Genomic DNA, 13,703 nt, shown 5'->3' on the forward strand with positions numbered 1-13,703 from the left:
TCTGATTATTCGTAGTGCAAGGCTTCGTCGCTGTCCGCCTGAACACGCCGCCCCATGATCTCCAGCACCAGTTCGTCGATGAAGGCAATCATCAGGATCACGGCCCCAACGCCCATGGTGATCTGTGGAATCCACAGTGGTGTTGCGTCATTGCCGGTGGAGATATCGTTGAACTGCCAGGAGTTGATCGATAGCTTGACGCTGTAGTAAGCAAACAGCATGGCCAGCGCCGTCGCTGCTGCAAGCGCCCATATTTCAATCGCCCGCCTGGCTCGTCCTCTGGCGGCGTTGAGAATCAGCGTGACGCGGATGTGTTCGCCTTTTTTGAGGGTGTGCGCCAAGGCCAGGAAGCCGCTGGCCGCCATGCAGTAGCCGGCGTACATGTCGGTGCCGCGCAGCGACCAGGCAAACTGCCGGTCCAGCACACCGGCCAGCACGGAGACCAGCGTGCCTATCATGCCGAGGGCACCCAGCCAGGCCGCGCCGTCATAAAGCGCATCAAGCAGCCGGCGCATGTTTATTTCTTGGCCGCGGCTGATTTCTCGTAGGCTGACAGCAGCGCTTCACCGTCGGCGCCTGCGCGTTTGATCCAGTCTGTTTTCATGATGCCGCCGACTTGCCGGAAGTCAGCCGCCAGCTTGGGCGACGGCGTCATGATCTTCATGCCTTTTTCAGCCAGCGCCTTTTTGTAAAACTCGTTTTTTTCTTCGCTGATTTTCCAGCCGCGCACCTCGGCGTCTGCGGCGGCTTTCAACACAGCGGCCTGGGTAGGCGCATCGAGCGCGTCAAACGATTTCTTGTTGACGATGACGGCGTTTTTCGGCAACCAGGCCTGCACGTCATACCAGTACTTGATGCTCTCGTAGGTCTTGGTGTCGTAGCCGGTCGAACCGGAGCTCATGTAGCTGTTGACCACGCCGGTGGCCAGCGCCTGGCTCAGCTCGGCAGCCTGTACTGTCACGGGCTGCGCGCCGATCAGCTCGGCGATCTTGCTGGTGGCGGGGCTGTAGGCACGCCACTTCAGGCCCTTCATGTCGGCGACGGCGGTGATTTCCTTGTTGACATACACCCCCTGCGGGGGCCAAGGCACGGTGTAGAGCAGCTTCATGCCTTGCGTGCCCAGCAGTTTGTCGAGCGCCGGTTTTTGCGCATCGGCCAGCTTGCGGGCGGCCGGATAGCTTGATGCCAGAAAGGGCAGACCATCCGCGCCATAAATCGGGTTTTCATTTTCAAAGTTGACGAGCAAAATCTCGCCCAACTGTGCCTGGCCGCCCTGAACGGCGCGCTTGATCTCATTGGCCTTGAAAAGCGATGCATTCGCATGCACCGTGATCTTCAGCTTGCCACCGCTGGCTTTGTCAACGTCTGCAGCGAATTGCGCCAGGTTTTCGGTGTGAAAGTTGGACGTAGGGTAGGCCGCCGGCAAATCCCATTTGGTCTGGGCGAATGCTGTAGTGCCAGTGCTCAGCACGGCGGCGATCAGTGCAAGTTTGAGTTTCATGAAAGCTCCAGGACAATAGGGTGATAAGTATGAAGAGGATAGACGCAAATCCCGCGCCAGCTTCCCCGGACATACCCCGAACACCTTAACGCCCGCTACAGAAGGCCCCCTCATGAATCTCCGGTTTGTTGAAGCTTTCTACTGGGTGGCATCACTGAAAAGCATCTCGCGGGCGGCTGAAAAGCTGTACCTGACGCAGTCCGCCATGTCCAGCCGCATCGCCACGCTGGAAGAAGAACTGGGCATCCTGCTACTGGACCGGCGCGACAAGCAGTTCAAGCTCACGGTGGCCGGTGCCCGTTTTCTGGTTTATGCGCAAAAGCTGCTGGAACTGCAGCGCGAAGTCAAAGCCGAGATGGGGTCGGGGCAGGCCATGGCGATGTCCATGCGCATTGGCGCGATCGAGTCGGTGCTGCACTCCTGGCTGATTCCCTGGCTGGAAAAGCTGCGTGCCGACTACCCGGGGCTGGAACTGGAACTGACGGTGGAAACCACGCCGATCCTGATCGACCAGATCCAGCGCGGCACGCTGGACCTGGTCTTTGCGGTGTTGCCCGCGTCGGCCGAGGGCGTGCGAAGCCAGGCCTTGCCATCCATGGACATGGCGTTTGTCGGGCACCCGGACCTGCACAAAAAAAGAATTTACAAACTCGATGAGCTGGCCGGGATGGAGTTGTTGACCTTCCAGAAAGGCTCCCAGCCGCATGTCACGCTGCTTGATTTGTTCAGGCAGCGCCGCATGGAACCCAAAAAGGTGCACGCCATTTCCTCAATTTCGGCGATGGTTCAGCTGGTGCAGGGCGGCTTCGGGGTGGCCTTGTTGCCGCGCGCCGCGGTAGAGCGGCTCACCGGCTTTGCGCGCCTGAAGCTGCTGACCTGCGACGCCAAGTTGCAGTCCTTGCCGATCAACGCCAGTTACCGCACCGACCCCAGTTCCAGGACTGTGGAGACCGTTGTGCAGTCGGCCATTGCTTTCGCCGGAGGCCGCAACAACGCACCAAAAAGGCGACTAAAGGTAAACCCTTGATATCGAAAAAATCGATGGTGTAAGCAAAAAATTTTGAATTTGCTGAAGGCTGAAGACCCCCACACAATTCGCTCATCGTCATCAAGGTGACACATGCAAACGGGGAATTTTCGGTGAGCACATCGTCTGAATCAGCACTGTCGGTTTTCGGGGCCGGCGACATCAACAATGCCGCGTATGTTCGCAGCATCATCCGGCAGGGCCGGTGGACCTCGCACACCAGCGGCCTGGCCAGCGAACACGTGCAGGGCAATGTGGTCATCCTTCCCGCAGACGAAGCCAACGACTTCCTGCGCTACTGCCAGCGCAACCCCAAGCCCTGTCCGCTGCTGGCGGTGTCGGAGCCGGGCCATGCCGGGCTGCCGACGCTGGGCGCAGACCTCGACATCCGTACCGATCTGCCACGCTATCGTGTCTGGCGGCACGGCGAGGTGGTGGACGAGCCTGCAGACATCAGCGCGCTCTGGCGCAAAGACCTGGTCACGTTTGTCATTGGCTGCTCTTTTTCGTTTGAAGAGGCGCTGATGCAAGCGGGCCTGCCCTTGCGCCATATCGAACAGCAACGCAATGTGGCGATGTATCGCAGCAATATCGCCACCGAGCCCGCAGGCGCGTTCCATGGGCCCATGGTGGTGTCCATGCGGCCCTTCAAGGCGAGCGATGCGATTCGCGCCATTCAGATCACATCGCGATTTCCCGACGTGCATGGTGCGCCGGTGCACATGGGCGATCCGGCTCAGATTGGCATCGCCGACCTGGCCAGGCCGGACTATGGCGATGCCGTCGAGGTGCTGCCTGATGAGATACCCGTGTTCTGGGCCTGCGGTGTCACGCCGCAAGCGGCCATTGCGCAGGCGCGCCCCGAGTTTTGCATCACGCACGCACCCGGGGCAATGCTGATTACCGACTTGCTTAACCATCAATTGGCTGCTTTTTAGACCCCAACTTTTACTGGAGATGATGATGAAAAGACTGCTTGTTTCTCTTGCTGCCGTTACGGCGCTGGGCGCTGCCTTTGCGCAAACCAAATGGGATTTACCGTCCGGTTACGGCGTCAATACTCTTCAGGTGCAAAACCTGTTGCAGTTTGCTGACGGTGTAGACAAAGCCACGGCGGGCAAGCTCAAGATCACCGTGCACGCCAATGCCTCGCTGTTCAAGGCCAACGAGATCAAGCGCGCTGTGCAGTCGGGTCAAACCCCGGTGGGTGAGTTCATCTTGTCGGGCGCTTCCAACGAGGCCCCCATTTTTGGTGTGGACTCCATTCCTTTCCTGGCGACCAGCTATGCCGATGCCAAACGGCTCGACACCGCGTCGCGCACGCTGCTGGTCAAAACCCTGGCGGCGCAAGGCCTCAAGCTGCTCTACACCGTGCCGTGGCCGCCGCAAGGTCTCTACTCCAGCAAGCCTGTGGCTTCGATGAAGGACCTCAAGAGCACCAAGATGCGGGCTTACAACCCGGCAACAGCCTTGATCGCCACATCGGTCGGGGCCCAGCCGGTCACCATTCAGCTGGCCGAGTTGCCCGCCGCGCTGGCAACGGGCGGGGTGGACAACTTTCTGACTTCCAGTGCCAGCGGGGTGGACAGCAAGCTCTATGAAAGCGTCAAGTATTTTTACGATGTGAATGCCTGGCTCCCCCGCAATGCGGTGGTGGTCAACCAAAAGGCCTTTGAGGCGCTGGACCCAGCCGCTCAGGGCGCCGTGCTGCAACAAGCGGCCACAGCCGAGCAGCGCGGCTGGCAGCTCAGCGAGAAAAAAGATGCGGAGTACATGCGTGAGCTGGCAGCCAAAGGCATGAAGATCGATACCACCAGTGATGGCCTGAAAAAGGAGCTGAAAGTCATTGGTGAACGCATGACGGCCGATTGGCTCAAGCTGGCGGGTGACGAAGGCAAGGCCATCGTTGACACCTACAACAAGAAGTGAAGCAGCCTGTGTCTTACGTTCTTGATGCGCTTGCTACCGAAGCCAAGGCAAGCTCGCCGGGCGGCACGGCGACGGTGCTTCGCCGGTGGCTGGACTACACCTATTTGATGGCTGCCGCGCTGGGAGCCCTGTGCATCGCACTGATTTGCGTCCTGATGGTCGCCCAGTCGCTGGGTCGGCAGTTCGGCATCACAACCGGCGCGGTCAACGACATCGTGTCGTGGCTGTGCGCTGCAGCGGCGTTTTTCACCATGGCGCATGCGTTCAAGCATGGCGACTTTGTGCGGGTGACCTTGTTGCTTGAACAGCTACAGCCCCGAGGCCGCAGGGCGCTTGAGTTAGCCAGTCTGTTTGTTGCGGTTTGCGCCGTGGGCTATCTTGCTTACTGGGCTTGCCGATTCACGTACCAGAGCTGGGAGTTCAACGAACTCGCTCAGGGTTTGTTGCCGCTGCCGATATGGATCCCACAGTCAAGTTTCGCGCTGGGCTCCGTGCTGCTGCTCATTGCCGTGGTGGATGAACTGGTCATTGTTCTGCGGGGTGGCGTTCCGACTTTTGTGCGCCTTGTCGAGGAGCGGCACGCCCAGGGCGATTTTTCGTCAGATCTTTGAGTCGTTTAAGTCAGGAAATACATCATGGACATTTTGACTATCGGCGGCATCCTGCTGTTTTTGATGCTGCTGCTCCTGTCGGGCGGGGTCTGGATTGCCATGACCCTGGCGATTTGCGGCTGGGTGGGGCAGGCGTTTTTTACCACCACCCAGCCAGGGCTCAACCTGTTTTCTGCATTTTGGGAAAGCAACGCGAGCTGGGAGCTGGCCGCCTTGCCGCTTTTCATCTGGATGGGCGAAATCCTGTTTCGTACCAAGCTGAGCGAGGAGATGTTTACCGGGCTGGCCCCGTGGCTGGGTCGGGTGCCGGGGCGCCTGTTTCACACCACCATTCTCGGTTGCGGCATTTTTGGGTCGGTATCGGGCTCGTCTGCGGCGACCTGTGCCACCATTGCCAAGGTGTCCTTGCCTGAGCTTAAAAAGCGCGGCTACAACGAGAAAATCGCATTGGGCTCCCTAGCGACGGCCGGAACCTTGGGCATCCTGATTCCTCCGTCCATCACGATGGTGGTTTACGCCGTTGCAGCAGACGCCTCCATCATCCGGATTTTTCTGGCGGGGTTTCTGCCGGGGATCGTTTTGATGCTGCTGTTTTCGGGCTACATCGCCTGGTGGTCCATGCGAAACAAAGCGCAAATGCCGCCTGCGGAACCGGTGACCAGTTTCAGGGAAAAGCTGAGGCTGTCGAAGAATCTGATCCCCTGCGCATTGCTGATCATTTTCATTTGCTGGTCTTTGCTGGCGGGCTGGGCCACGGCGACCGAGTGTGCGGCGTATGGCGTGGTGGGGGCGCTGGCTTTGGCTCTCTGGAGCCGCTCATTGACCTGGGCCAACTTTAACGAAGCCCTCATGGGGTCAGCGCGTACCAGTTGCATGATCATGTTCATCCTCGCGGGCGCAGCCTTCCTGACCAAGACCATGGCCTTCACCGGTGTGCCGAGAGAGCTGGCTGAGTGGGTCGGCTCCCTAAATCTTTCGCCCTACAGCCTGATTGCCTGCCTGGTGGTGGTTTATCTGGTGCTGGGTACCGCGCTGGACGGCATCAGCATGATTGTTTTGACTGCGGCCGTGGTGATGCCCATGATTCAGAAGGCCGGGTTTGACCTGGTCTGGTTTGGCATCTTTGTTATTTTGCTGGTCGAGATTGCCGAGGTGACGCCGCCTGTGGGCTTCAATCTCTTCGTGTTGCAAAACATGACGGGCAAAGACAGCAATGTGATTGCCAGGGCCGCCATTCCGTTTTTTATGTGCCTGGTGGTTTGCATCGCGTTGATCACGCTGTTCCCGCAGATTGTCACCATCGTGCCCGACCTGGTGATGGGAAAAGTCAAATGACAACCGGGTGCCGAGTGCTTGGCAGTGCGGTGGCCCTTGCAAGCGCGCATTCATCCTGCCACCGCTAAGGACTTCCCATGAAACGCAGATGGATCATGGCTGCCGTGGCAGCCTTGCTGGGCAGCTTTTGCCTGGCGCAAACCCCAAGCACCTGGAAGCTGGCCACGGGTTACCGGGCCGAGTCTTTCCATACGCTAAACATCATGCAGTTTTCGCGCGATGTCGAGCAGGCCACGGCCGGCCAGCTGCTCATTCAGGTGCACGCCAACAACACGCTGGCCAAGCTCAATGACATCAGCCAGGCGGTGCAGCAGGGCAAAGCCGAGGCCGGTGAAACCATCATGAGCAGCCTCGCCAAGGACATTGCGATTGCCGGTGCCGACTCTGTGCCGTTTGTGGTGAACTCCTACAAGGACGCGCAACGCCTGTGGAAGCTGCAGCGCCCCGGTATTGAAAAGCACTTCACCGAGCGCGGCTTGAAGCTGCTGTATGCCGTGCCCTGGCCACCGCAGGGCCTGCACTCCAGCAAGCCGGTTCGGGGCCTGGCCGACTTCAAAGGCACGCAGATGCGCACTTACAACCAGACCACCTTGCGAATTGCCGAAATGCTGGGAGCCAAGCCGGTTGACGTTGCCATGGTCGACGTGGGTCAGGCGCTGACCGAAGGCCGCATGGACAACATGATCACCTCGGCGCTGACGGGGGTTGAAAACAAGGTCTGGGGCTCGATCAGGTACTACTACGAGATCAATGCATGGTTTCCCAAAAACGTGGTGTTTGTCAGCAGCAAGGCCTTTGAGGCCCTCAGGCCCGAGGTGCGCAGCACCGTCCTCAAGGCTGCAACTGATGCAGAAGTCCGCGGCTGGCTGGCCAGCCAGGCGCTGGCCATGAGCGCTACGCAAGAGCTGCGTAAAAACGGCATCAGGATTGAGCGCATTCCCGCAGACCTGGAGCAGGAAGTCAAGCGCATGGGTGAGAAGTTTTCGCGCGAGTGGGTACGATCTGTTGGCAATGAAGCCAACAATATCTTTGTGCCTTACTACCTTGTGCAATAAGCTGGCCCTCAGTACAAGTACAAGTTCAAGTTGCATCAAGTCGCAGCTATCTTTTCGCAGCCCCTTTTTACCGTTACCGTATTCTTTAGAAAAGATTGTTAAAAATGACCCAAGAAAACACATCAAACACAGGCAGTGGACGCTGGCAGTTCTGGATCGATCGCGGTGGCACCTTCACCGACATCGTGGCCAGGAAGCCCGATGGTTCGCTGGTCACGCACAAGCTGCTGTCTGAAAACCCGGAGCAATACCGCGATGCCGCCGTGGCGGGGATTCGCCATCTGCTGGGGCTCAAGCCTGGCGAGCCTATTCATGCGGACGTGGTGGACTGCGTGAAGATGGGAACCACCGTGGCCACCAACGCACTGCTGGAGCGCAAGGGCGAGCCTACGCTGCTGGTCACCACACGCGGCTTTCGTGATGCACTGCGCATTGCCTACCAGAACCGGCCCCGGCTGTTCGACCGCAATATCGTGCTGCCCGAGCTGCTGTACAGCGCGGTGGTCGAAGCGCAGGAGCGCGTCGGTGCGCAGGGCGAAGCTCTGCAGGCGCTTGATGAGTCGCTGCTGAAAAAGGAACTGGCCGCGCACTACGCCCAGGGGCTTCGATGCCTTGCGATTGTTTTCATGCATGGCTACCGCTACACCGATCATGAAAAAGCGGCCAGGCGCATCGCGCAGGAGGTCGGCTTCACGCAAATCAGCACCTCGCACGAAACCAGCCCGATGATGAAGTTCGTCAGCCGGGGTGATACCACGGTGGTGGATGCCTACCTGTCGCCCATTCTGCGTCGCTACGTGGAGCAGGTGGCCAGCGAGATGCCGGGGGTCAAGCTCTTTTTCATGCAGTCGTCCGGCGGCCTGACCGATGCGCAGGTGTTTCAGGGCAAGGACGCGATTTTGAGCGGCCCGGCCGGTGGCATTGTCGGCATGGCGCGTACCGCCGCCATCGCCGGCATTGAGAAGGTGATCGGTTTTGACATGGGCGGCACGTCGACCGATGTGTCGCATTACGCGGGCGAGTTTGAGCGCGAGTTTGAAACCCAGGTGGCCGGCGTGCGCATGCGTGCGCCCATGATGAGCATTCACACCGTGGCGGCCGGGGGGGGGTCCATTCTTAAATTTGACGGGGAGCGTTTCCGCGTCGGGCCGCAAAGTGCGGGCGCGAACCCGGGGCCGGCGAGCTACCGGCGCGGCGGACCGCTGGCGGTGACCGATGCCAATCTGATGGTGGGAAAAATCCAGCCGCGATATTTTCCCAAAGTGTTCGGTCACGAGGCCAATGAGCCGCTGGATGCAGAGGCGGTGCAGGCCCGGTTCGACGAACTGGCAGCGCAGACCGGCCGCAGTGTCGAAATGGTGGCTGAAGGCTTTATCAGCATTGCCGTGCAGCAGATGGCCAACGCCATCAAGAAGATTTCGGTGGCGCGCGGCTATGACGTCACGCGCTACACGCTGCAATGCTTTGGCGGTGCCGGAGGCCAGCACGCCTGCCTGGTGGCCGATGCGCTGGGCATGACGCGGGTCTTTGTGCATCCGCTGGCGGGTGTTTTGAGCGCCTACGGCATGGGCCTGGCGGACCAGAACGTGATTCGCGAGCAGGCGGTGGAACTCAAACTCACGGCCGCGGCACTTGCCGAGATTGGCGCCAAGCTCGATGGGCTGGCCGCCACCGCCGAGACCGAGCTGCAACGCCAGCAGGTCAGTACCGGCGCCATCACCACGCACCGTCGCGTGCATGTGCGTTATGAAGGCAGTGACTCGGCGCTGGTCGTGTCCTTTGGCACGCTGGACCAGATTGAGGCGGGCTTCGAGGCGGCGTACCGCCAGCGTTTTTCCTTCCTGATGCAGGGCAAGGGGCTGGTGGTGGAGGCGGTGTCCGTTGAAGCGGTGGTGGCGGGCGATGCCCCCGCCGAGCCGCGCCATAGTCTGCATGAGCCGCGCGAAGTACCGCGCCGCGAGACGGTGCGCATGTACTCGGGCGGGCAATGGCACGATGCGGCGCTGGTCGTGCGCGAAGACCTGCAGCCGGGCGACATCATTTCCGGCCCGGCCATCATTGCCGAGAAGAATGCGACCACGGTGGTGGAGCCCGGCTGGGAGGCCGCCCTGACGGCGCTGGACCATCTGGTGCTGGACCGGAGGGCGGAACGTGCCATCACATTTGCAGCAGGGACGACGGTGGATCCGGTGCTGCTGGAGGTGTTCAACAACCTCTTCATGAACATTGCCGAACAGATGGGCCTGCAGCTGCAGAACACCGCCTATTCGGTCAACATCAAGGAACGCCTGGATTTCAGCTGTGCGCTGTTTGACATCGAAGGCAACCTGATCGCCAACGCGCCGCACATGCCGGTGCACCTGGGCTCCATGGGCGAGAGTATCAAGACCGTGATCCGCGAGAACGCAGGCAAGATGCAGCCCGGTGACGTGTATGTGCTGAACGACCCCTACCATGGGGGTACGCACCTGCCAGACATCACCGTGATCACACCGGTCTATTTGGGTGCGTCAGCGCAGGGCACGCCGACGTTCTACGTCGGCTCGCGCGGCCACCATGCCGACATCGGCGGCATCACGCCGGGCTCCATGCCGCCGTTCTCGACGCTGATCGAAGAGGAGGGTGTGCAGATCAACAACTTCCTGCTGGTCGAGCGCGGCGTGCTGCGGGAAGCCGAGATGATTGCGCTGCTGAAAAGCGGCAAATACCCCAGCCGCAATCCGCAGCAGAACATGGCCGATTTGAAAGCGCAGATTGCCGCCAATGAAAAAGGCGTGCAGGAGCTGCGCAAGATGGTCGAAACATTCAGCCTGGACGTGGTGCTGGCCTATATGCGCCACGTGCAGGACAACGCTGAAGAGTCGGTGCGCCGCGTGATCACGCGCCTGAAGGACGGCGAGTTCACCCTGCCCCTGGACAACGGCGCGCAGATCAGGGTGGCGATTCGGGTGGACACGGAAAGCCGCAGCGCCGAGATTGACTTCACCGGTACCTCACCGCAGCAAACCAACAACTTCAACGCGCCGACTGCGGTCTGCATGGCCGCGGTGCTGTATGTGTTCCGCACGCTGGTGGATGACGACATTCCGCTCAATGCGGGTTGCCTGAAGCCGTTGAAGGTCATCATCCCGGCAGGCTCCATGCTCAACCCCAATCCGCCGGCCTCGGTGGTGGCGGGGAACGTGGAAACATCCACCTGCATCACCAATGCGCTTTACGGCGCGCTGGGCGTGATGGCGGCCAGCCAGTGCACCATGAACAACTTCACCTTTGGCAATGCGCGGCACCAGTATTACGAAACCATTTCCGGGGGCTCGGGTGCCGGCGGCGTCATGGATGAGTCAGGCCGGCTGGTGTCTGGCTTTGATGGTACGTCGGTAGTGCAGACCCACATGACCAATTCGCGCCTGACCGATCCCGAGGTACTGGAGTTCCGCTTCCCGGTGCGCCTGGAGAGCTACGAGATCCGCCAGGGTTCAGGCGGCGCTGGCCGCTGGCGAGGCGGCAATGGCGGAGTGCGCCGCGTGAGGTTCCTGGAAGCCATGACGGCCAGCATTTTGTCGAATGGACGCAAGCGGGGCGCCTTTGGTATGGCTGGCGGCGAGGCGGGGCAGGTGGGCCGCAACGTGGTCGTACGGGCCAGTGGCCAGACCGAAATGCTGGACCACATCGGCCAGGCCGAGATGCAGCCGGGTGATGTGTTTGAAATCCATACTCCGGGTGGCGGGGGGTTTGGAAAGGCCTGAGGCTGGGCCGTCGGGTAGCGCCTTAAACACATTTCCCCTGGTTCTTGTGTTTTAAGTAAAAAGCGCACAAAGTCATTGTCAAATAAGCACATGCAGCTATCCACGCAGGAGCAAATGGCATGACGATGGTGTTTTCTGATCATTACCGTTTTTTGGCCCACTACAACCGCTGGATGAACCAGCGCCTGTATGACGCTTGCGAGGCGCTGACCGATGATGAGCGAAAGCTTGAGCGCGGTGCTTTTTTTGGCTCAATTCACGGGACGCTGAACCACCTGATCGTTGGCGACCAGATCTGGCTACGCCGACTTGCCCAGTGTGGCCTGGACAACGACATCAGGTTGGCCAGCCTGAATGCCAAGGTGCTGGATCTGCCCGCCGGCAGTCGGCTGAACACCGTGGTGTTCGACGACTGGAAGGAGCTGCGTGCCAAGCGCAAGCAGCTCGATGCCGCCATCGAGAACTGGGTGGTGGAGATGCCCGATGTTTTCCTGCAGCTCACCATGCGCTATGGCAACAGCAGTGGCGTTGAGCGCACGCATCCGGTCTGGCAGGCGATGACACACTTTTTTAACCATCAGACGCATCACCGTGGGCAGGTCAGCACGCTGCTCATACAGGCCGGTGTCGATGTTGGCGTGACCGACCTGATTGCGCTCGCCTAGGCATCATTGTCGCCAAACACTGACAAGGGGCGGAGAGAGTAAAAAGGCATTAAAAAACCCGCCAGGGGGCGGGTTTTTTGGGTCGGTGGACTTTGAAGGTTACTTCTTGGCAGCGCTGGCAGCAGGCTTGGCTGGCTCAGCCTTGGCTGCTGCTTTGGTTTCGGCCTTGGCTTCGACTTTTGCGTCGGCTTTGGGTGTCACGGCGGCCTTGGCGTCTTTGGCGGTTTCTTTCACAGCTTCCTTGGTGGCGACAGCGGCGTCCTTGACGGCTTCCTTAGTGGCCACTGCAGCGTCCTTGGCTTTTTCGGTCATGGGCTTGTCAGTTTTCTTGGCACCGGCTTTGGCTTTGGCGTCAGCCTTGGCTTCTGCGGCGCCGGCACCCTTGTAAGCTGCGCCACCGACTGTCAGGCCTTCAGCGGAAAACTTGGCGGCGCTTTTGTCGCCTACGCCTTTGACGCGTGCGATGAAGTCGTCCCAATTTTTGAACTCGCCTTTTTTACGCTCGGAAATAATCAGCTTGGTGGTGACAGGACCGATGCCCTTGATGCCGTCGAGTTCGGCTTCAGTGGCTTTGTTGACATCAACCGCCGCAAACGCTGCGACGAGGGACATGGCGGCAAGAAAAGCCAGCAATTTCTTGAACATGAGAAAACTCCTCAAAGATTGAATTGAACCAGACGCATGATCCATCCTTGTGAATAAGGATGTCCTTTTCAATAACGTACGGTTTCAGGCTGGGTTGACCGGCTCCAGGCGTTTTCGGTCGGGGAAACCCTGAATGAAACCCTAGATCTTTGCACTCGCCAGCCACTGCATGTAAGCCGCCACACCGGTCTGCACATCGGCAAAGGCATGCTGGCAGCCGGCCGCGCGCAGGGCTTGCAAGTCGGCCTGGGTATAGCTCTGGTACTTGCCCACCAGCGCGGGGGGGAAGGTGATGTAGTCAATCAGCCCGCCGCGCACCGCGTCTTCGAGGCTCATGGCTGCAGCGTTTTGGCTCTGGCGCAGGGTGTTGACGACGGCCAGGGCCACATCGTTGAAGGGCTGCGCCCTTCCGGTACCCAGGTTGAAAATGCCGGACTTCTCCGGGTGATCCAGAAACCAGAGATTGACTGCCACCACGTCATCGATGAACACAAAGTCGCGCATCTGTCCGCCGGCCTGGTAACCGCCGTAGTCTCCAAACAGCTTGACCTTGCCTTCTGCCTGGAACTGGTTGAACTGGTGAAAGGCGACGCTGGCCATGCGGCCCTTGTGCTGCTCGCGCGGGCCGTAGACGTTAAAGTACCGGAAGCCGGCCACCTGCGTGGCGGCGTTTTCAAACCGGGCACCGAGCTCACGCCGCATCCGCTGGTCAAACAGCAGCTTGGAGTAGCCATAGACGTTGAGCGGGCGCTCGAACTCGGGTGACTCGCTGAAGGTATCGGAGCCGCCATAGGTGGCGGCCGACGAGGCATACAGCAGGCGTGTGCCCTGCTCCTGGCAGGCATGAAACAGCTCGCAGGACAGCGTGTAGTTGTTGTCCATCATGTACTTGCCGTCAAGCTCCATGGTGTCGCTGCAGGCGCCTTCGTGGAACACCGCTTCTACCTGGCCAAAAGCGCCTTCGGCAAACAGGTCATAAAAGTCGTCGGCATCGATGTAGTCGGCAATCTGCAGGTCTGCCAGGTTGCGAAACTTGTCGCCGTGGGTCAGGTCGTCGACGGCGATGATGTCGTCGATGCCGCGGTCGTTGAGTCCCTTCACGAGGTTGCTGCCGATGAAGCCGGCGGCGCCGGTCACTACGATTTTCATGGGGAAATTCCTCGGTTTCAGTGCACTGACGGCGCTAATG

12 protein-coding genes are annotated in these 13,703 nt (G+C 59.9%); 8 read left to right on the forward strand and 4 right to left on the reverse strand.

Annotated elements, in window-relative coordinates; all coding sequences use genetic code 11:
* Window positions 1-5: 5 nt before the first annotated feature.
* The gene (locus BPRO_RS08825; protein WP_011482708.1) at window positions 6-515 is read right to left on the reverse strand and encodes a TRAP transporter small permease; all 510 of its coding nucleotides are present in this window, start codon (window positions 513-515) and stop codon (window positions 6-8) included.
* 2 nt (window positions 516-517) lie between these two features.
* Complete coding sequence (locus BPRO_RS08830) at window positions 518-1,501, reverse strand: TRAP transporter substrate-binding protein (protein WP_041388619.1); 984 nt, start codon at window positions 1,499-1,501, stop codon at window positions 518-520.
* 112 nt (window positions 1,502-1,613) lie between these two features.
* Here BPRO_RS08830 and BPRO_RS08835 point away from each other — a divergent pair, with 112 nt between their 5' ends.
* From BPRO_RS08835 to BPRO_RS08870, 8 genes are all read left to right on the forward strand, one after another.
* Window positions 1,614-2,528 carry a LysR family transcriptional regulator gene (locus BPRO_RS08835; RefSeq protein WP_011482710.1) on the forward strand — a complete coding sequence of 305 codons (915 nt, stop codon included), beginning with the start codon at window positions 1,614-1,616 and terminating at the stop codon, window positions 2,526-2,528.
* 113 nt (window positions 2,529-2,641) lie between these two features.
* The gene (locus BPRO_RS08840) at window positions 2,642-3,466 is read left to right on the forward strand and encodes a putative hydro-lyase (protein WP_011482711.1); all 825 of its coding nucleotides are present in this window, start codon (window positions 2,642-2,644) and stop codon (window positions 3,464-3,466) included.
* A 25-nt stretch (window positions 3,467-3,491) separates the two neighbouring features.
* Complete coding sequence (locus BPRO_RS08845) at window positions 3,492-4,457, forward strand: TRAP transporter substrate-binding protein (protein ID WP_011482712.1); 966 nt, start codon at window positions 3,492-3,494, stop codon at window positions 4,455-4,457.
* A 107-nt stretch (window positions 4,458-4,564) separates the two neighbouring features.
* On the forward strand, window positions 4,565-5,068 hold the full coding sequence (locus BPRO_RS08850; RefSeq protein WP_198141030.1) for a TRAP transporter small permease subunit: 504 nt from the start codon (window positions 4,565-4,567) through the stop codon (window positions 5,066-5,068).
* A gap of 24 nt (window positions 5,069-5,092) precedes the next feature.
* Window positions 5,093-6,403 (forward strand): TRAP transporter large permease, encoded by a 1,311-nt coding sequence (locus tag BPRO_RS08855; RefSeq protein ID WP_011482714.1) that lies wholly within the window; start codon window positions 5,093-5,095, stop codon window positions 6,401-6,403.
* A gap of 77 nt (window positions 6,404-6,480) precedes the next feature.
* Complete coding sequence (locus BPRO_RS08860; RefSeq protein ID WP_011482715.1) at window positions 6,481-7,458, forward strand: TRAP transporter substrate-binding protein; 978 nt, start codon at window positions 6,481-6,483, stop codon at window positions 7,456-7,458.
* A 104-nt stretch (window positions 7,459-7,562) separates the two neighbouring features.
* Complete coding sequence (locus BPRO_RS08865; protein ID WP_011482716.1) at window positions 7,563-11,204, forward strand: hydantoinase B/oxoprolinase family protein; 3,642 nt, start codon at window positions 7,563-7,565, stop codon at window positions 11,202-11,204.
* A 119-nt stretch (window positions 11,205-11,323) separates the two neighbouring features.
* Window positions 11,324-11,869: a DinB family protein gene (locus BPRO_RS08870; protein WP_011482717.1), complete on the forward strand. Its 546-nt coding sequence runs from the start codon at window positions 11,324-11,326 to the stop codon at window positions 11,867-11,869.
* Between the two features lie 99 nt (window positions 11,870-11,968).
* Here BPRO_RS08870 and BPRO_RS08875 read toward each other — a convergent pair whose 3' ends face one another.
* A complete protein-coding gene (locus BPRO_RS08875; protein ID WP_011482718.1) occupies window positions 11,969-12,514 on the reverse strand; it encodes a ComEA family DNA-binding protein in 546 nt (181 codons plus the stop codon).
* A gap of 141 nt (window positions 12,515-12,655) precedes the next feature.
* Window positions 12,656-13,663 carry an ADP-glyceromanno-heptose 6-epimerase gene (rfaD, locus tag BPRO_RS08880; RefSeq protein ID WP_011482719.1) on the reverse strand — a complete coding sequence of 336 codons (1,008 nt, stop codon included), beginning with the start codon at window positions 13,661-13,663 and terminating at the stop codon, window positions 12,656-12,658.
* Between the last annotated feature and the right edge of the window lie 40 nt (window positions 13,664-13,703).

It is taken from the genome of Polaromonas sp. JS666 (genome assembly GCF_000013865.1).
Classification (GTDB): domain Bacteria; phylum Pseudomonadota; class Gammaproteobacteria; order Burkholderiales; family Burkholderiaceae_C; genus Polaromonas.